Origin of the sequence: Delftia sp. CH05, from assembly GCF_009827015.1 — a bacterium.
Classification (GTDB): domain Bacteria; phylum Pseudomonadota; class Gammaproteobacteria; order Burkholderiales; family Burkholderiaceae_C; genus Comamonas; species Comamonas tsuruhatensis.
Map to the genome: position 1 here is coordinate 21825 of NZ_WUMG01000032.1, position 16643 is coordinate 38467.

Genomic DNA, 16643 nt, shown 5'->3' on the forward strand with positions numbered 1-16643 from the left:
GTCTCCCGTTCTTACTCAGGCGTGCAGCGGGTTGATCTTGTCGGCCTTGATGCCGTATTTGGCGATCGCCTCGGCCACGGTGGTGGCGTTGATCTTGCCTTCTTCGGCCAGCGCGCGCAGTGCGGCGACCACGATGTAGTGGCGGTCCACCTCGAAGTGCTCGCGCAACTTGCGGCGGAAGTCCGAACGGCCGAAGCCGTCGGTGCCCAGCACCTTGTAGGTGCGGCCCTTGGGCATGTAGGGACGGATCTGCTCGGCGTAGGCCTTCATGTAGTCGGTGGATGCGATCACCGGACCATTGTGCGACTGCAGCTGCTGCGTGACGAAGGGCACTTTCTGCGTTTCCAGCGGATGCAGCAGGTTCCAGCGGTCGGCTTCCTGGCCGTCGCGGGTGAGTTCGTTGAAGCTGGGGCAGCTCCACACGTCGGCGGCAATACCCCAGTCGGCCAGCAGCAGTTCCTGGGCGAAGAAGGATTCGCGCAGGATGGTGCCCGATCCCAGCAGCTGCACGCGCAGGCCGCTTTCCGGCACCTTCTGGCCGGGCTTGCACAGGTACATGCCCTTGATGATCTGCTGCTCAGTGCCGGGCGTGAGGCCGGGCATGGCGTAGTTCTCGTTGAGCAGCGTGATGTAGTAGAAGACGTTTTCCTGCTCCTGCACCATGCGGCGCAGGCCGTCCTGCATGATCACGGCGACTTCGTGGGCGAAGGTCGGGTCGTAGCTCACGCAGTTGGGAATGGTGTTGGCCAGGATGTGGCTGTGGCCGTCTTCGTGCTGCAGGCCTTCGCCGTTCAGCGTGGTGCGGCCCGAGGTGCCGCCCAGCAGGAAGCCGCGCGCCTGCATGTCGCCGGCCGCCCAGGCCAGGTCACCGATGCGCTGGAAGCCGAACATCGAGTAGTACACGTAGAACGGGATCATGATCCGGTTGCTCGTGCTGTAGCTCGTGGCTGCCGCGATCCAGCTGCTCATGCCGCCGGCTTCGTTGATGCCTTCCTGCAGGATCTGGCCGGCCTTGTCCTCGCGGTAGTACATCACCTGGTCCTTGTCGACCGGGGTGTACTGCTGTCCAGCGGGGTTGTAGATGCCGATCTGGCGGAACAGGCCTTCCATGCCGAAGGTACGTGCCTCGTCCACCAGGATGGGCACGACGCGCGGGCCGATTTCCTTGTCGCGCAGCAGCTGCGTCAGGAATCGCACATAGGCCTGCGTGGTCGAGATCTCACGGCCTTCGGGCGTGGCTTCGAGGATGGCCTTGAAGGTGTCCAGCGCAGGCGCCGTGAACTGCTCGCTGGCCTTGACACGGCGGTGCGGCAGGTAGCCGCCCAGGGCCTTGCGGCGCTCGTGCAGGTAGCGCATTTCCGGCGTGTCGTCAGCCGGCTTGTAGAAAGGCAGGTCGGCGATCTGGCTGTCGGGAATCGGGATGTTGAAGCGGTCGCGGAAGGCCTTGATGTCCTCGTCGCCCAGCTTCTTGGTCTGGTGAACGGTGTTCTTGCCTTCACCGATCTTGCCCATGCCGAAGCCCTTGACGGTCTTGACCAGCAGCACGGTGGGCTGGCCCTTGTGCGAATTGGCCGCATGGAAGGCCGCATAGACCTTCTGCGAATCGTGGCCGCCGCGGCGCAGGTTCCAGATCTCGTCGTCGCTCATGTGCTCGACCATCTTCAGCGCGCGCGGATCGCGGCCGAAGAAGTTCTTGCGCACGTAGGCGCCGTCATTGGCCTTGAACGACTGGTAGTCGCCGTCGTTGCACTCGGCCATGATCTTCTTGAGCACGCCGTCCTTGTCCTTGGCCAGCAGCTCGTCCCAGCCCTTGCCCCACAGCAGCTTGATGACGTTCCAGCCGGAGCCGCGGAACTCACCCTCGAGTTCCTGGATGATCTTGCCGTTGCCGCGCACCGGACCGTCCAGGCGCTGCAGGTTGCAGTTGATCACGAAGATCAGGTTGTCCAGCTTTTCGCGGGCGGCCAGGGAGATCGCGCCCAGCGACTCGACCTCGTCCATTTCCCCGTCGCCGCAGAAGACCCAGACCTTGCGGTTTTCGGTGTCGGCAATGCCGCGGGCGTGCAGGTACTTGAGGAAGCGCGCCTGGTAGATGGCCATCAGCGGGCCCAGGCCCATGGACACCGTGGGGAACTGCCAGAACTCGGGCATCAGCTTGGGGTGCGGGTAGCTGGACAGGCCCTTGCCGTCCACTTCCTGGCGGAAGTTCAGCAGCTGCTCTTCGGAGATGCGGCCTTCCAGATAGGCGCGGGCATAGATGCCGGGCGAGACGTGGCCCTGGATGTACAGGCAATCGCCACCGTGGTTTTCGTTTTCGGCGTGCCAGAAGTGGTTGAAGCCGGCCGCAAACATGTTGGCCAGCGAAGCGAAGGAGCCGATGTGGCCACCCAGGTCACCGCCTTCGGGTGGGTGCAGGCGGTTGGCCTTGACCACCATGGCCATGGCGTTCCAGCGCATGTAGGCGCGCAGGCGGCCTTCGATTTCCAGGTTGCCGGGACAGCGCGCTTCCTGCGAGGCCTCGATGGTGTTCACGTAGCCGGTGTTGGCCGAGAAGGGCATGTCCACGCTGTTCTGGCGTGCATGTTCGAGCAGGTCCTCGATCAGCTTGTGCGCATATTCGGCGCCTTCACGATCGATGACGGCCGACAGTGCGTCCATCCATTCGCGCGATTCTTGTTGGTCCAGGCCGGCGGGAACGCCTGCATTGCCTTGCGGGTCAGTCTGAGCTGTCATGGGAATGTCTCCTTGCAGAAGGTAGCGTCTTGGGGTCGAACCAGTGAGCGGCGCAGCGCGCCATCGCAGGCGGGTAGTTCACCACGCCTTGCGCGGCACAGACCCTGTCTGGCGAACTTGAAGATACCGATTCACTGCCTCAATGCTCGGCGAGTGTCGCATACTTTTTTCGAATTTCAAATGGTGCTTTTTGATTTCATAATTTGAAATTTTGCTGCAAACGCACATACAGTGAAGACCCCAAAGAACGTCGCCGAAGCGCCTGCGTGGCGACTCCAATACTCCTTAAAAACAGTCAGACTCTCCCCTACACTGGGCGCATGCAATCCTCCCCTTCCGAGCACGGCACGCACAGCCCTGCCCCCATGGCAGGCGTGGCCGCGCCAGTGCGCTGGTGGCGCAGCTGGTGGCGCAGTCTTTCCCCCACGCGCCAGGACCGCTTTGCGGCACTCGCCCCGCTGGCCGCCGTACTGATGTTCATGGCCGCCATCGTCGCGTCGTTCTGGTATCTGCGCATGGAGGAGATCGACCGCGAGAAGGAAGCGTTGCACCGCGACGTGGAATATGCCCAGCAGCGCGTGCGCCTGCGCCTGCTGGAGCGCCAGGAGCAACTGATGCGCATGGCGCGCGACATCAGCAACCACGATCTGGCCGAGTCCGATTTCGCCAGCCGCGCCGAAGCGCTCATCAGCCAGTATCCCGAACTGCAGTCCATCACCTGGATCGACTCCCAACGCCGCATTCTGGCCAGCCAGTCCGCCCCCACCGTGAGCAGCGACCAGTTGCGCATCCCCCGCGAGGTACTGCGCGCCGGTGACGCCCTGGAGGCCTACCAGCTCGCGCGCGAGATGCAGCAGCCCATCTATGTGCAAGGCCTGGCCCACAAGGGCGAGGCCGCGCCGCTGCTGCAGCTGCATGTGCCGCTGGCGCAGGACGGCCGCTACATCGGCGAGCTGCTGGGCGAGTATTCCGTGGACAGCCTGCTGCGCTACGGCACGCCCACCGAAATCATGGCCCGCTATGCCATGACCATGCTCGACAGCCGGGGCCAGGTTCTGGCCGGCACACCGCTGACGCCGCGCAAACAAAATGCCACCGACCTGCTGCGCTGGCGCACGGTGGCCAATGAGGACGAGGCTCCGGTCGCCCCCGTGGGCAACAGTCTGGTGCTGCGCGCACAGGCCTACCGCACCTCGCTGGGCGTGGTGGGCAGCGGCCTGTTCTGGCTGGTGGGCACGCTCAGCGCGATGACGGCATGGCTGCTGCTGGCCACCTGGCGCCACACGCGACGCCGCCAGCGCGCGCAGGAAGCCCTGGTTGCCGAAACCAATTTCCGCCGCGCCATGGAGAACTCGGTGCTCACCGGCATGCGCGCGCTGGACCTGCAAGGCCGCATCACCTACGTGAACGCCGCCTTCTGCCAGATGACGGGATGGAGCGAATCCGAACTCGTCGGCCAGATGCCGCCCTATTCCTACTGGCCCGACAACGACTACGACAACCTGCACTCCAAGCTGCGCGAGGAGCTGTCGGGCAAGACCATCGTCGGGGGCTTTCAGGTGCGCGTGCAGCGCAAGAACGGCACGCAGTTCGACGCGCGCCTGTATGTCTCGCCGCTGATCGACGCCCACGGCCAGCACACGGGCTGGATGTCGTCCATGACCGACATCACCGAGCCCAACCGCATCCGCGAGCAGTTGTCGGCCTCCTACGAGCGCTTCACCATCGTGCTGGAGGCGCTGGACGCCTCGGTGTCCGTCGCCCCGCTTGGCAGCGCCGAGCTGCTGTTCGCCAACAAGCTGTACCGGCAATGGTTCGGCTCGCAGACCGATGGCCATCTGCAGCTCGTCGCCCAGGCCGGCGTGCTGCCCGTGCGCTCTCAGCCGCAGGGCATGGACGATGAGGATGGCCTGATGGGCCTGCCCACCGACTCGCTGACCAGCGCACGCAGCGAGAACGCCGAGATCTATCTGCCCGAACTGGGCAAGTGGCTGGAAGTGCGCTCGCGCTACCTGAGCTGGGTGGACGGACGCCTGGCGCAAATGGTGATCGCCACCGACATCACGCCGCGCCGCCTGGCCGAGGAGCAGGCCGATCGCCAGGCCGAGCACGCCCAGTCCGTCAGCCGCCTGATCACCATGGGCGAGATGGCCTCCAGCGTGGCCCACGAACTCAACCAGCCGCTGACCGCCATCAGCAACTACTGCAGCGGCATGCTCACGCGCCTCGAAAAAGGCACGCTGACCGAGGAGCAGATGAAGTTCGCGCTGGAGAAGACCGCCCACCAGGCACAGCGCGCGGGCCAGATCATTTTGCGCATACGCTCCTTCGTCAAGCGCAGCGAACCCAACCGCACGCTGGCCCAGGTCACCGACATGGTCAGCGAGGCAGTGGAGCTGGCCGGCATCGAGCTGCGCCGCCGCAATGTACAGCTGACCTACCACGTGGCCGAGCGCATGCCGGCCATCATGGCCGACACCATCCTCATCGAGCAGGTGCTGGTCAACCTCATGAAGAACGGCGCCGAATCCATCGAGCAATCGGGCCGACCCAGCCACCAGCGCAACGTGGAACTGCGCGTGGTGCCGCGCACCATCGAGGACCAGCGCGTCATCGAATTCAACGTGCAGGACACCGGCAAGGGCTTGCCGCCCGAGGTGCTGGAGCGCCTCTTCGAGGCCTTCTTCACCACCAAGAGCGAAGGCATGGGCATGGGCTTGAATCTGTGCCGCAGCATTGTCGAGTCCCACCAGGGCCGTATGCGTGCCGAGAACCTCTACAATGGTTCCGAGGTTGTCGGCTGCCGATTTTCATTCTGGCTGCCGCTGGCCCCGCCGGGCGACGCGACAACGCCGGCAGCGACCATTGAACCCACAACAAGGACGATTGCATGAGCTTGATCCCCAAAAAAGGCACTGTGTACGTAGTTGATGACGACGAAGCGGTTCGTGATTCGCTGCAATGGTTGTTGGAGGGCAAGGACTATCGTGTGCGCTGCTTCGACTCGGCCGAGACCTTCCTCTCGCGCTACGACCCACGCGAAATCGCTTGCCTCATCGTCGACATCCGCATGGGCGGCATGACCGGCCTGGAACTGCAGGACCGACTGATCGAACGCAAGTCTCCCCTGCCCATCGTCTTCATCACCGGCCACGGCGACGTGCCCATGGCGGTGAACACCATGAAGAAGGGCGCACTGGACTTCATCCAGAAGCCGTTCAACGAGGAAGAACTGCTGAACCTGGTCGAGCGCATGCTGGACCATGCCCGCGAAGCCTTTGCCGGCCACCAGCAGGCCGCCAGCCGCGACGCCCTGCTGGCCAAGCTGACCAGCCGCGAAGCCCAGGTGCTCGAGCGCATCGTCGCCGGCCGCCTGAACAAGCAGATCGCCGACGATCTGGGCATCAGCATCAAGACCGTGGAGGCGCACCGCGCCAACATCATGGAAAAGCTCAACGCCAACACCGTGGCCGACCTGCTCAAGATCGCCCTGGGCCAGGGCCAGACCGCTGCGGCGGCCAAGGCGGCCGTCGCAGGATAAGCACCGACGCCATCCCCTGCTTTTTTCAAAGGGCTGCTAGCGCTTGACCAACAAGCCCTAGCAGCATTTTTATTTTGGTATCCACTGCAATGACAGCCCAACTCATCGACGGCAACGCCCTCTCCCGCCAACTGCGTGCCGAAGTCGCACAGCGCGCCACTGCCCTGAAGGCCCGAGGGACCACGCCCGGCCTGGCCGTGGTCCTGGTCGGCGACAACCCGGCCTCCCAGGTCTATGTGCGCAACAAGGTCAAGGCCTGCGAGGACGCAGGCTTTCATTCCGTGCTGGAGAAGTACGACGCCTCGATGACAGAAGCCGAACTGCTGGCCCGCGTCGAGGCGCTGAACAACGACCCCCGCATCCACGGCATCCTGGTCCAGCTGCCGCTGCCCGCCCACATCGACGACCACAAGGTCATCGAGACCATCTCGCCGCTCAAGGATGTGGATGGCTTTCACGTGGCCAGCGCCGGCGCGCTGATGGTGGGCGAAGTCGGCTTCAAGGCCTGCACGCCCTATGGCTGCATGAAGATGCTCGAATCCATCGGCATGAAGGACCTGCGCGGCAAGCACGCCGTGGTCATCGGCCGCTCCAACATCGTCGGCAAGCCCATGGCCATGATGCTGCTGGCCGCCAATGCCACCGTCACCATCTGCCACAGCGGCACGGCGGACCTGGCCGCCATGACGCGCCAGGCCGACATCGTGGTCGCCGCCGTGGGCAAGCGCAATGTGCTGACCGCAGACATGTGCAAGCCTGGCGCCGTGGTCATCGACGTGGGCATGAACCGCAACGACGAAGGCAAGCTCTGCGGCGACGTGGACTTTGACGGCGTCAAGGAAGTGGCCGGCTTCATCACCCCCGTGCCGGGCGGCGTCGGCCCCATGACGATTACCATGCTGCTGGTCAACACCATGGAGGCGGCCGAGCGCGCCGCCGGCTGACCAGGAGCTGACAAGCATCGGGCGGCTCCCCGGGGAGCCGCTTGATTTCAATGCACCCGACGGCATCTGACACGCATGAGCAATCCCCTCCTCGAATCCTCCGACCTGCCCCTGTTCGATCGCATCCGCCCCGCCGACGTCGGCCCGGCCATCGACCATCTTCTGACCGGGGCCTGCGAGGCCCTGGAGACCGTCACGGCACCTGACTTCCCCGCGCGCTGGGATTCGATCTCCGCCGTGCTCGATGTCGCCACCGAGAAGCTGGGAACCGCCTGGGGCGCCGTCAGCCACCTCAACAGCGTGGCCGACACACCCGAGCTGCGCGCTGCCTACAACGAATCCCTGCCCAAGGTCACCGAGTTCTGGACGCGCCTGGGCGCCGACGAGCGGCTGTACGCCAAGTACAAGGCCATCGACCCTGCCACGCTCAACGTGGAGCAGCGCGCCGCATGGGACCATGCCATGCGCAATTTCGTGCTGTCTGGCGCGGAGCTGCAGGGTGAAGCCAAGCTGCGCTTTGCCAAGATTCAGGAACGCTCGGCCGAACTCACGCAGAAGTTCAGCGAGAACGCGCTGGATGCCACCGATGCCTTTGCCTACTACGCCACGGCCGATGAGTTGGACGGTGTGCCCCAGGACGTGTGCCAGGCCGCCCGTGCCGCCGCCGAAGCCGAAGGCAAGCAAGGTTTCAAGCTCACGCTGAAGATGCCCTGCTACCTGCCCGTGATGCAGTTCGCCACCAGCAGCGCGCTGCGCGAGAAGCTCTACCGCGCCTATGTGACACGCGCCTCCGACCAGGCAGAGGGCGATGCCCGCCGCTTCGACAACACGGCCAACATTTCCGAAATACTTGCCCTGCGCAAGGAAGAGGCGCAGCTGCTGGGCTACCGCAACTTCGGCGAGATCTCGCTGGTTCCCAAGATGGCGCATTCTCCGCAGCAGGTGATCGACTTCCTGCGTGACCTCGCGCACCGCGCCCGCCCCTATGCCGAAAAGGATGTCGCCGACCTGCGCAGCTTCGCACGCAAGGAACTGGGCCTGGCCGATCCCCAGCCCTGGGACTGGGCCTATATCTCCGAAAAGCTCAAGGAAGCGCGCTATGCCTTCAGCGAGCAAGAGGTCAAGCAATACTTCCCCGCCCCCAAGGTACTGGCCGGACTGTTCAAGATCGTGGAGACGCTGTTCGACGTGGCCATCCGCCGCGACGTGGCGCCGGTGTGGCATCCCGCTGTCGAGTTCTATCGCATCGAGCGCAGCACGCCGCAAGGCCCCCAACTGGTCGGCCAGTTCTACCTGGACCAGCCCGCACGTTCGGGCAAGCGCGGCGGCGCCTGGATGGACGATGTACGCACCCGCTGGCTGCGCCCCGATAGCCACAAGCTGCAGACGCCGGTCGCGCACCTGGTCTGCAACTTTGCCACCGGCGTTGACGGCAAGCCGGCCCTGCTCACGCACGATGACGTGATCACGCTGTTCCATGAGACAGGCCATGGCCTGCACCACATGCTGACCCAGGTCAACGAGCGCGATGTCTCGGGCATCGCGGGCGTGGAATGGGACGCGGTGGAACTGCCGAGCCAGTTCATGGAAAACTTCTGCTGGGAGTGGGAAGTGCTCAAGCACATGACCGCCCACGTGGACACGGGCGAGCCACTGCCGCGCGCACTGTACGACAAGATGATCGCGGCCAAGAACTTCCAGTCTGGCATGCAGACGCTGCGCCAGATCGAGTTCTCGCTGTTCGACATGCTGCTGCACACCGAGCACGATCCGAAGGCCGACATCATGCCGCTGCTGGCCCAGGTTCGCGCCGAAGTGGCCGTGCTGCCCTCGCCCGCCTACAGCCGCTCGGCCCATACCTTCAGCCACATCTTTGCAGGCGGCTACGCAGCGGGCTACTACAGCTACAAGTGGGCCGAAGTCCTCTCGGCGGATGCCTATGCGGCCTTCGAGGAAACCATGCTGGCCGATGGAACCCCCAACCCCGAGACAGGCCGCCGCTACCGCGAGGCCATTCTTGAAGCCGGCGGATCCCGCCCGGCGATGGAGTCGTTCAAGGCCTTCCGTGGCCGCGAACCCCAGCTGGACGCGCTATTGCGCCACCAGGGCATGGCCGAGGCCTGAGCCTGGCAACCAAGTCTGCAGCGCCCCGATGGGGCGCTTTTTCCTGGCCCGGCAACTCCACCGGACGCGCAGCCACATCCTGCGACTCCAGAAGATGGCCCAGGATGAATGGCACGCTATGCTTGCAGGCACTCCTGTGCGGGCATCCATCCGGCGAGTGGTCGCCGCCCCGGCACGAAACCCTTCTTCCGAAACCGAGATCGTCCATGCAGTCTTCTCCCAGCCTTGGCCACGGCGCCCTGCGCCACCTGATGCCATGCCTCGCCCTCGCCTGCCTTGCCGCCGCGCTGCCAGCCGCCGCACAGCAGGTCTACCGTATCGTCGGGCCGGATGGAAAAGTCACCTTCTCGGACCGCCCCGCCCAAAGCGCACAGCCGCAGGCAGCGCCCGCCGCCCAGGCAGTGGCGGGCGCCTCGGACAGCAACGCAGGCCTGCCCTATGCGCTGCGCCAGATTGCGAGCCGCTTTCCAGTGACGCTGTACTCCTCGTCCGATTGCACGCCTTGCGATAGCGCTCGTCAGTTGCTGCAGTCCCGGGGCATCCCCTATGCCGAGCGCCTGGTGCAGACCGAGGCGGACGCGGCAGCCCTGAACAAGCTCAGCGGGCAGACCGGACTGCCGTTTGCCACCATCGGCAAGCAGTTTCTGACCGGCTTCTCCTCCAGCGAATGGACGCAGTACCTGGATGCCGCAGGCTACCCCGCAAGCTCCCAGTTGCCTGCCCAGTACAAGCGGCCACCCGCGCAGCCCCTGACCACACCCAAGCCTGCCGCACCGGCCGCATCAGCGCCCGCCGCAGCACCCACCGCCGAGGAGCAGGCAAACAGGCGCGCCCCCATACCCGCCCCCGCGCCTGGTGCACGCACCAGCGACAACCCCGCAGGCCTGAGCTTCTAGGCAGATACTGCCGCAGTCAGGAGCCCGGCCGTGGATTCCATGCTGTCCGACGTGGCCTGGACCTTGGCCAGGCTGGGCATTCTTGTGGGCATGCCTGCGCTCATCGGGTGGGTACTGGTGGCAAGGCCTTCGTGGCGAGAGCCGTTGCGGCTAACCTGCCTGGTGCTGGTGCCCTGCCTGATCACGCTGTGGTTCATGCATGACGGAGGCCTGGGCAACGGACTCAACCGCCTGGCCTACTACATGACGACGGCTGGCTTCTTTGCCATCTACGCCGGGCTGGCGGCCGTCACCTGGCTCATTCAGCGCATCAAAAAACAGCGCACGCAAGCTTCATTGCGCGCGCTGTGTCTCGGTGGCATGGCCCTGCTCGTCTGGACCGCAGGCGCTGCGGTGTTCGAGAGCATCGGCTAGCAGCCGAGAGGCCAGGACCGGCTTCCTGCCTCAGTAGTCGAGCGTCTGCACGCCTTCAGGCGTGCCCAGCAGGCAGACCGATGCCTTCTGGTGCGCAAAAACGCCCACGGTGACCACGCCGGGCCACTGGTTGACCTCGGACTCAAAGGCCAGCGGCTCAGCAATCTTCAGGTCGCGCACATCAAGAATGTGCTGGCCGTTGTCCGTCACCAAAGGAGCGCCGTCCTTCATGCGGATCTCGGCCCGGCCACCCCTGGCCTCGAAACGCCGGGCAATCTGGGCAGCAGCCATGGGAATCACCTCCACCGGCAGCGGAAAGTCTCCCAGCACCTCGACGCGCTTGGAGGCATCGGCGATGCAGACAAAGCGCTCGGCCAGCGCCGCAACGATTTTCTCGCGCGTCAGTGCCGCGCCCCCGCCCTTGACCATGTAGCCCCGGCCGTCGATCTCGTCGGCGCCATCGATGTATACCGACAGGCGGTCCACCTCGTTGGCATCCAGCACCTTGATGCCCAGCGCCTTCAGGCGCTCGGTGCTGGCCACGGAGCTGGACACGGCCCCAGGGATCTGGTCCTTGATGGTGGCCAGCGCATCGATGAACTTGTTGACCGTCGAGCCCGTGCCGACGCCGACGATTTCGCCGGGCACTACGTAGGCCAGAGCGGCTTGCCCGACCAGGGCTTTGAGTTCATCTTGGGAAAAAGAGGCAGCAGATGTCGTCATGAGGGAAAATCCAGGTAATCCTTCGATTATCCCCATGTCTTTGATCCCCTACGCCCTGACCCGTCCCTTTCTCTTCGGCATGGACCCCGAATCCGCCCACGATCTCACGATGAACCTGATGGCAAAGGGGCAGAACACGCTCCTGCAGCAGGCCTGGGCCCAACCCATGGTGAGTGATCCCGTCGAGCTTGCCGGACTCAGGTTCCCCAATCGCGTCGGCATGGCTGCAGGCCTGGACAAGAACGCACGCTGTATCGATGCGCTGGCCGCCATGGGCTTCGGCTTCGTCGAGGTGGGCACCGTGACTCCGCGCGCGCAGCCCGGCAACCCCAAGCCGCGCATGTTCCGCATCCCCGAACGCAATGCGCTGATCAACCGACTGGGCTTCAACAACGAAGGCCTCGATGCCTTCCTGAGCAACGTCAAGCGCTCACAGGCCCGCGCCATGGGCAAGCCCATGCTGCTGGGGCTGAACATCGGCAAGAACGCCAGCACGCCCATCGAAGAAGCCACCAGCGACTACCTCAAGGCGCTCGATGGCGTCTACCCGCATGCCGACTACGTGACGGTGAACATCAGCTCGCCCAACACCAAGAATCTGCGTGCCCTGCAAAGCGACGAAGCGCTGGATGCCTTGCTGGGAGCGATTGCCGAGCGGCGCGAGCAACTGGCCACGCAGCACGGCAAGCGGGCGCCGGTGTTCGTGAAGATCGCACCCGACCTGGATGAGGAGCAGGTCGGCGTCATCGCCACCACGCTGCAGCGCCACGGCATGGACGGCGTGATCGCCACCAACACCACGATCAGCCGGGATGCCGTCAAGGGCCTGCCCCACGCCGAAGAAACGGGCGGCCTTTCCGGCGCGCCGGTGCTGGAGGCCAGCAACCAGGTCATCCGCCAACTGCGCTCTGCGCTGGGAAGCCGCTACCCCATCATCGGCGTGGGAGGCATTCTCAGCGGCGAAGATGCGGTCAGCAAGATCCGGGCGGGCGCCGATGTGGTCCAGATCTACAGCGGCCTGATCTATCGGGGCCCCTGCCTGGTACCAGAGGCCGCACGGGCCATCGCGCAACTGCGTTGACTGCCGCGTTATCCGCGTGCTGACCAAAGAAAACGCCCGGCATGCCGGGCGTTTTTTGTGCAAGAAGCCTCGCAAGGCCTTATCTCAGCCCCTGCGCTGCTGAAGGCGTGCCAGCAAAGGCATGAGTGTGGTGCCGATGCGGATCAGTTTGCGCGGCCCCATGACCAAGGCAGCGGCAGCCGCCACGCCCACGGCCACGGGGTGCAGACGCGCAAACGTTGCGACGCGCTCGATCAGCGGTGCATCCGGGCGCACGTGTGTGGCGGCACGGCTCAGCGCCCGGGCCTGGGCCACGGCCGCCGAGCGCGCCCTGAGGCGCTCGCGCTGCTGGGCAATGCGCTGCATCACCTGCTGCTGCTCCACGGTGGAAGTGGGCCACAGCGCCGCATTGGGGCCCGTGAGCCTGGGCGGCGCAACCTCGTCGCGGGACTGGGAAGCATTGGAAGCATTGACCATGGTTACAGCCTCTTCTTCAGCGCCTGCCAGTCCTGGCTCAGCTCGTTGCGGGTGAGGATGAAAGGGCGTGCCAGGCGTCGTACGGCCGCAAGCAACTGCCACAAGGCAATTGCAAGGATAGCCAGCCAGCCGCCAAACAGCAGCCAGGCCACCATCACGCGGTGCTCGGTGTCCCAGAACTGCACCAGCACCGCCACGGACAGCATGAGCATGACCACGACGCTGAGTCCGGCCAGCGCGATCAGCAGCACGACCACGGTCTGCATGCTGCGCTTGTGCTGGACCCATTCAAGCCGAGCCAGGTCGGTACGGTCCTCGGCGGCAATGGCCAGCTCGATCACGGCAGCACGCCAGCGCGCCACCCAGGCATCCAAACCCAGAAGGGAAATCCAGTTCACAGGCATCCTTTTCTGGTCAGGCATGCCGTTGATCAGCGACGGCCCAGCATGAAGCCCAGCAAGGCGCCCACAGCCAGGGCTGCGCCAGCCACACGCCACGGCTCGTCGTGGGCATAGCGATCCGCCGCATAGGCGGCATCCTTGGCTTGGCGGGCCGCTTCCTGCGCGGCGCGCACAGCCGAGTCACGCACATTGGACATGCCGTCATCGATGCGCTGGCGCAGCATGTGGATTTCCGGCACGGCATCCAGCTCCTTGGCAGACAGCAGGCCACGCAGGTCGCTGACCAGTTTTTCAAGATCGGCTTGCGCGGTGGAGACGGTTTCAGTGATCGACTTCGTCATGATGAGCCTTTCTATTGAGGTGAAAACAAATACAGCGGGGAGCAGGCAATCATGTCGCCCGATACCTGTCACGCAACATGGGCAGGCCCTTGTTACATGCAAGCATCTTATCCAATTGTTCCCTGGCTTCCGGGAAGCGAGGGGGCCTGAGCCTTGTCAGACAAGGCCTGCCGTGGCCGTGTGTCGTGGACCGGCAGACCATCAGGCCAGCAGCTTCGCCACATGTGCGCCGATGGCCAGGCAGCTGGTCAGACCCGGCGATTCGATGCCCAGCAACTGCACCACGCCCGCAACGCCATGGACCTGCGGTCCCTGGATCGTGAAGTCTGCCGCCGCCTCGCCAGGACCGCTGATCTTTGGACGGATGCCAGCGTAGCCGGGCACCAGCGCGCCATCGGCCAGGGCCGGCCAGTACCGGCGGATCTCTGCATAGAAGGCGTCGGCGCGCGCTGGATCGACCTGCAGATCGCTTGCGCTTTCCACCCACTGCACATCGGGGCCGAACTTGGCCTGTCCACCCATGTCCAGCGTGAGATGCACGCCCAGACCTGCAGCCTCGGGCACGGGATAGATGAGGCGCGAGAACGGCGCGCGCCCGGACAGTGTGAAATAGTTGCCCTTGGCATAGAAGGCGCGTGGAACCAACTGCTGCGGAAAGCCTTGCAGGCGCGCCGCCAGCAACGGGGCATTCAGGCCTGCCGCATTGACCAGGCTACGCGCCTGCAGCTGCGTGCCGTCGGCGGTGCGCAGCCACACGCCGCCAGACGTGGCGGCGGCCTCCTGCACCTCGGCATGACAGACCACCATGCCGCCTGCGTTTTCGAGATCGCCCTGCAGAGCCAGCATCAGGCCGTGGCTGTCGATGATGCCGGTGCTGGGCGAATGCAGTGCCGCCACACACTGCAGCGCAGGCTCCAAGGCCCGTGCCTCGGGGCCATCCAGCCAGCGCAGGTCATTGACGCCATTGGCCTCGGCCTTGCGCGCAATGGCCTGGAGCTGGCCGCGCTGCGCCTCATCCGTTGCCACGATGAACTTGCCGCAGCGCTGGTGGGCAACGCCGCGTTCCTCGCAATAGGCATAGAGACGCTGGCGGCCTTCGACGCAAAACCGGGCCTTCAGCGAACCCTGGGGATAGTAGATGCCGGCATGGATGACCTCGCTGTTGCGCGAACTGGTGCCCGTACCAATGGCTTCAGCTGCCTCCAGCACCATGACTTCCCTGCCCTGCAACGCCAGGGCCCTGGCCACGGCCAGCCCCACGACGCCCGCCCCCACCACCACGCAATCGACCTGCTCGCTCATCCTGCCTGCCCTTTCGTCGTTCAGCCACTGATTATCAGACCGCGCCAGATACGAATACGCCGCAGATCACCGGGCTGCACTGGAATATCCAGGACCTGGAACAAATGGGAGCAACCAAAACGGAAAAGCCCTCCTGAACAAGTTTCAGAAGGGCTTGAATGGTGGGTGATACATGGATCGAACATGTGACCCCTGCCGTGTGAAGGCAGTGCTCTACCGCTGAGCTAATCACCCGTGAAGCACGGCTGCGAGGCCGTGCTTCCTTGGAAAAAATTGGTGGGTGATACATGGATCGAACATGTGACCCCTGCCGTGTGAAGGCAGTGCTCTACCGCTGAGCTAATCACCCGTGAAGCATGGCTGCGAGGCCATGCTTCCTTGGAAAAAACTGGTGGGTGATACATGGATCGAACATGTGACCCCTGCCGTGTGAAGGCAGTGCTCTACCGCTGAGCTAATCACCCGTGAAGCCGGCTGTGAGGCCCGCTTCCCTGGAAAAAATGGTGGGTGATACATGGATCGAACATGTGACCCCTGCCGTGTGAAGGCAGTGCTCTACCGCTGAGCTAATCACCCATATGTCGTTACTGCGACAAGACTTAGATTATGTCATAACTTCTAGGACTGATTTTCGAAGCTGCGCCAAATTGTCTTGCCGCCGCTCGATTTATCCATCTGCACCATCACGTCCTCGTGCGCGGCCAGCTCCTGATCATTGGCGCTCACCACGCGCAGCCTGAAGCTGCGCAGATCGACCTGCGCGACCACCAGGCCGCCCTCGGACTGGGCCGGCTCCTCCACCATCAGCAGGGCCTCCTGGCCTCGCGTGAGGTTGATGTAGACATCGGCCAGCAGTTCCGCATCCAGCAAGGCGCCGTGCAGCGTGCGCCCGGAGTTGTCCACTTCCAGACGGTCGCACAGCGAGTCCAGCGAGTTGCGCTTGCCTGGGAACATTTCCTTGGCCATGACCAGGGTGTCGATGACGCCGCTCACGCACTGCCTGATCGGCGGGCGGTTGGCAAGCTCCAGCTCCTTGTTCAGGAATCCCAGATCGAAAGGCGCGTTGTGAATGATGAGTTCAGCGCCTTGCAGATACTCCCAGATCTCATCGACCTTTTGCTCGAAGCGAGGCTTGTCCTTGAGGAACTCGGTGGTGATGCCGTGCACGCGCAGCGCGTCCGGATGGCTGTCGCGCCCCGCATTGAAGTACAGATGCAGGTTGTTGCCGGTCAGCTTGCGGTTGACCATCTCCACGCACCCCAGCTCGATGAGCCGGTCGCCGTTGTCGGCGGACAGGCCCGTGGTTTCCGTGTCGAGAATGATTTGACGCGACATGTGCTGGGTCCTCAGTGGTTTTCCTTGGCGTGGTTGAGCGAGTACTTGGGAATCTCGATGGTCACGTCCTCGCGCGCCAGGATGGCCTGGCAGGACAGGCGGGACTGCGGCTGCAGGCCCCATGCGCGGTCCAGCAGGTCTTCTTCCTCTTCCTCGGCCTCGTTCAACGAGTTGTAGCCTGCCTTGACCACCACGTGGCAGGTGGTGCATGCACAGCTCATGTCGCAGGCGTGCTCGATCTTGATGTTGTTGTCCAGCAGTGCCTCGCAGATGGAGGTGCCGGCAGGCGCCTCGATTTCGGCACCCTGAGGACAGTATTCGGCGTGGGGAAGTATTTTGATAACGGGCATGG

General features: G+C 64.3%; 15 protein-coding genes and 4 tRNA genes. 7 read left to right on the top strand and 12 right to left on the bottom strand.

Annotated elements, in window-relative coordinates:
- Positions 1-15: 15 nt before the first annotated feature.
- Positions 16-2733: a pyruvate dehydrogenase (acetyl-transferring), homodimeric type gene (gene aceE / locus GRX31_RS21115; RefSeq protein WP_016447107.1), complete on the bottom strand. Its 2718-nt coding sequence runs from the start codon at positions 2731-2733 to the stop codon at positions 16-18.
- A 320-nt stretch (positions 2734-3053) separates the two neighbouring features.
- Here aceE and GRX31_RS21120 point away from each other — a divergent pair, with 320 nt between their 5' ends.
- The 6 genes from GRX31_RS21120 (at position 3054) to GRX31_RS21145 (ending at position 10652) form a co-directional block, all read left to right on the top strand.
- A complete protein-coding gene (locus GRX31_RS21120; RefSeq protein WP_016447108.1) occupies positions 3054-5627 on the top strand; it encodes a PAS domain-containing sensor histidine kinase in 2574 nt (857 codons plus the stop codon).
- On the top strand, positions 5624-6274 hold the full coding sequence (locus GRX31_RS21125; protein WP_012205807.1) for a response regulator transcription factor: 651 nt from the start codon (positions 5624-5626) through the stop codon (positions 6272-6274). The genes GRX31_RS21120 and GRX31_RS21125 overlap by 4 nt, the downstream gene beginning before the upstream one ends.
- Positions 6275-6363: 89 nt before the next feature.
- Positions 6364-7218, top strand: a complete 855-nt coding sequence (gene folD, locus GRX31_RS21130; RefSeq protein ID WP_046239222.1) for a bifunctional methylenetetrahydrofolate dehydrogenase/methenyltetrahydrofolate cyclohydrolase FolD — start codon at positions 6364-6366, stop codon at positions 7216-7218.
- A 75-nt stretch (positions 7219-7293) separates the two neighbouring features.
- Positions 7294-9342 carry a M3 family metallopeptidase gene (locus GRX31_RS21135; protein ID WP_017405846.1) on the top strand — a complete coding sequence of 683 codons (2049 nt, stop codon included), beginning with the start codon at positions 7294-7296 and terminating at the stop codon, positions 9340-9342.
- Positions 9343-9548: 206 nt separating this feature from the next.
- Positions 9549-10238 (top strand): glutaredoxin family protein, encoded by a 690-nt coding sequence (locus GRX31_RS21140; protein ID WP_046239221.1) that lies wholly within the window; start codon positions 9549-9551, stop codon positions 10236-10238.
- 39 nt (positions 10239-10277) lie between these two features.
- Positions 10278-10652, top strand: a complete 375-nt coding sequence (locus tag GRX31_RS21145) for a hypothetical protein (protein ID WP_202396667.1) — start codon at positions 10278-10280, stop codon at positions 10650-10652.
- A 30-nt stretch (positions 10653-10682) separates the two neighbouring features.
- Here the strand turns inward: GRX31_RS21145 and rpiA are convergent, their stop codons facing one another.
- The gene (rpiA, locus tag GRX31_RS21150) at positions 10683-11375 is read right to left on the bottom strand and encodes a ribose-5-phosphate isomerase RpiA (RefSeq protein WP_046239219.1); all 693 of its coding nucleotides are present in this window, start codon (positions 11373-11375) and stop codon (positions 10683-10685) included.
- Positions 11376-11409: 34 nt separating this feature from the next.
- On the opposite strand from rpiA, the gene GRX31_RS21155 reads away from it, so the two are divergent.
- Entirely contained in the window at positions 11410-12456 is a 1047-nt protein-coding gene (locus GRX31_RS21155) for a quinone-dependent dihydroorotate dehydrogenase (protein ID WP_046239218.1), read from the top strand.
- A gap of 84 nt (positions 12457-12540) precedes the next feature.
- Here GRX31_RS21155 and GRX31_RS21160 read toward each other — a convergent pair whose 3' ends face one another.
- The 10 genes from GRX31_RS21160 to fdx all read right to left on the bottom strand — a co-directional run bounded on the left by GRX31_RS21160 (position 12541) and on the right by fdx (position 16641).
- Positions 12541-12912: a hypothetical protein gene (locus tag GRX31_RS21160; protein ID WP_160854646.1), complete on the bottom strand. Its 372-nt coding sequence runs from the start codon at positions 12910-12912 to the stop codon at positions 12541-12543.
- Between the two features lie 2 nt (positions 12913-12914).
- On the bottom strand, positions 12915-13334 hold the full coding sequence (locus tag GRX31_RS21165; protein WP_016447116.1) for a phage holin family protein: 420 nt from the start codon (positions 13332-13334) through the stop codon (positions 12915-12917).
- A gap of 8 nt (positions 13335-13342) precedes the next feature.
- Positions 13343-13654: a DUF883 domain-containing protein gene (locus GRX31_RS21170; protein ID WP_016447117.1), complete on the bottom strand. Its 312-nt coding sequence runs from the start codon at positions 13652-13654 to the stop codon at positions 13343-13345.
- A 201-nt stretch (positions 13655-13855) separates the two neighbouring features.
- Positions 13856-14956, bottom strand: coding sequence for an NAD(P)/FAD-dependent oxidoreductase (locus GRX31_RS21175; RefSeq protein ID WP_154834211.1), 1101 nt, complete (start codon positions 14954-14956; stop codon positions 13856-13858).
- Between the two features lie 159 nt (positions 14957-15115).
- Positions 15116-15190, bottom strand: a tRNA-Val gene (locus GRX31_RS21180).
- Between the two features lie 40 nt (positions 15191-15230).
- Positions 15231-15305, bottom strand: a tRNA-Val gene (locus GRX31_RS21185).
- A 40-nt stretch (positions 15306-15345) separates the two neighbouring features.
- Positions 15346-15420, bottom strand: a tRNA-Val gene (locus GRX31_RS21190).
- Between the two features lie 37 nt (positions 15421-15457).
- Positions 15458-15532 (bottom strand) — tRNA-Val (locus tag GRX31_RS21195).
- 42 nt (positions 15533-15574) lie between these two features.
- Positions 15575-16291, bottom strand: a complete 717-nt coding sequence (gene dnaQ, locus GRX31_RS21200; protein ID WP_016447119.1) for a DNA polymerase III subunit epsilon — start codon at positions 16289-16291, stop codon at positions 15575-15577.
- Positions 16292-16302: 11 nt separating this feature from the next.
- Entirely contained in the window at positions 16303-16641 is a 339-nt protein-coding gene (gene fdx, locus GRX31_RS21205; protein ID WP_013802212.1) for an ISC system 2Fe-2S type ferredoxin, read from the bottom strand.
- Positions 16642-16643 lie beyond the last annotated feature (2 nt).

What these genes read in the sequence shown, in the direction of transcription:
- GRX31_RS21175 (WP_154834211.1), bottom strand. Translation starts at nt 14,956, where the DNA reads ATGAGCGAGCAGGTCGATTGCGTGGTGGTGGGGGCGGGCGTCGTGGGG.
- fdx (WP_013802212.1), bottom strand. Translation starts at nt 16,641, where the DNA reads ATGCCCGTTATCAAAATACTTCCCCACGCCGAATACTGTCCTCAGGGT.
- rpiA (WP_046239219.1), bottom strand. Translation starts at nt 11,375, where the DNA reads ATGACGACATCTGCTGCCTCTTTTTCCCAAGATGAACTCAAAGCCCTG.
- GRX31_RS21145 (WP_202396667.1), top strand. Translation starts at nt 10,278, where the DNA reads ATGCTGTCCGACGTGGCCTGGACCTTGGCCAGGCTGGGCATTCTTGTG.
- GRX31_RS21135 (WP_017405846.1), top strand. Translation starts at nt 7,294, where the DNA reads ATGAGCAATCCCCTCCTCGAATCCTCCGACCTGCCCCTGTTCGATCGC.
- GRX31_RS21120 (WP_016447108.1), top strand. Translation starts at nt 3,054, where the DNA reads ATGCAATCCTCCCCTTCCGAGCACGGCACGCACAGCCCTGCCCCCATG.
- GRX31_RS21155 (WP_046239218.1), top strand. Translation starts at nt 11,410, where the DNA reads ATGTCTTTGATCCCCTACGCCCTGACCCGTCCCTTTCTCTTCGGCATG.
- aceE (WP_016447107.1), bottom strand. Translation starts at nt 2,733, where the DNA reads ATGACAGCTCAGACTGACCCGCAAGGCAATGCAGGCGTTCCCGCCGGC.
- GRX31_RS21140 (WP_046239221.1), top strand. Translation starts at nt 9,549, where the DNA reads ATGCAGTCTTCTCCCAGCCTTGGCCACGGCGCCCTGCGCCACCTGATG.
- dnaQ (WP_016447119.1), bottom strand. Translation starts at nt 16,291, where the DNA reads ATGTCGCGTCAAATCATTCTCGACACGGAAACCACGGGCCTGTCCGCC.
- GRX31_RS21125 (WP_012205807.1), top strand. Translation starts at nt 5,624, where the DNA reads ATGAGCTTGATCCCCAAAAAAGGCACTGTGTACGTAGTTGATGACGAC.
- folD (WP_046239222.1), top strand. Translation starts at nt 6,364, where the DNA reads ATGACAGCCCAACTCATCGACGGCAACGCCCTCTCCCGCCAACTGCGT.
- GRX31_RS21165 (WP_016447116.1), bottom strand. Translation starts at nt 13,334, where the DNA reads ATGCCTGACCAGAAAAGGATGCCTGTGAACTGGATTTCCCTTCTGGGT.
- GRX31_RS21160 (WP_160854646.1), bottom strand. Translation starts at nt 12,912, where the DNA reads ATGGTCAATGCTTCCAATGCTTCCCAGTCCCGCGACGAGGTTGCGCCG.
- GRX31_RS21170 (WP_016447117.1), bottom strand. Translation starts at nt 13,654, where the DNA reads ATGACGAAGTCGATCACTGAAACCGTCTCCACCGCGCAAGCCGATCTT.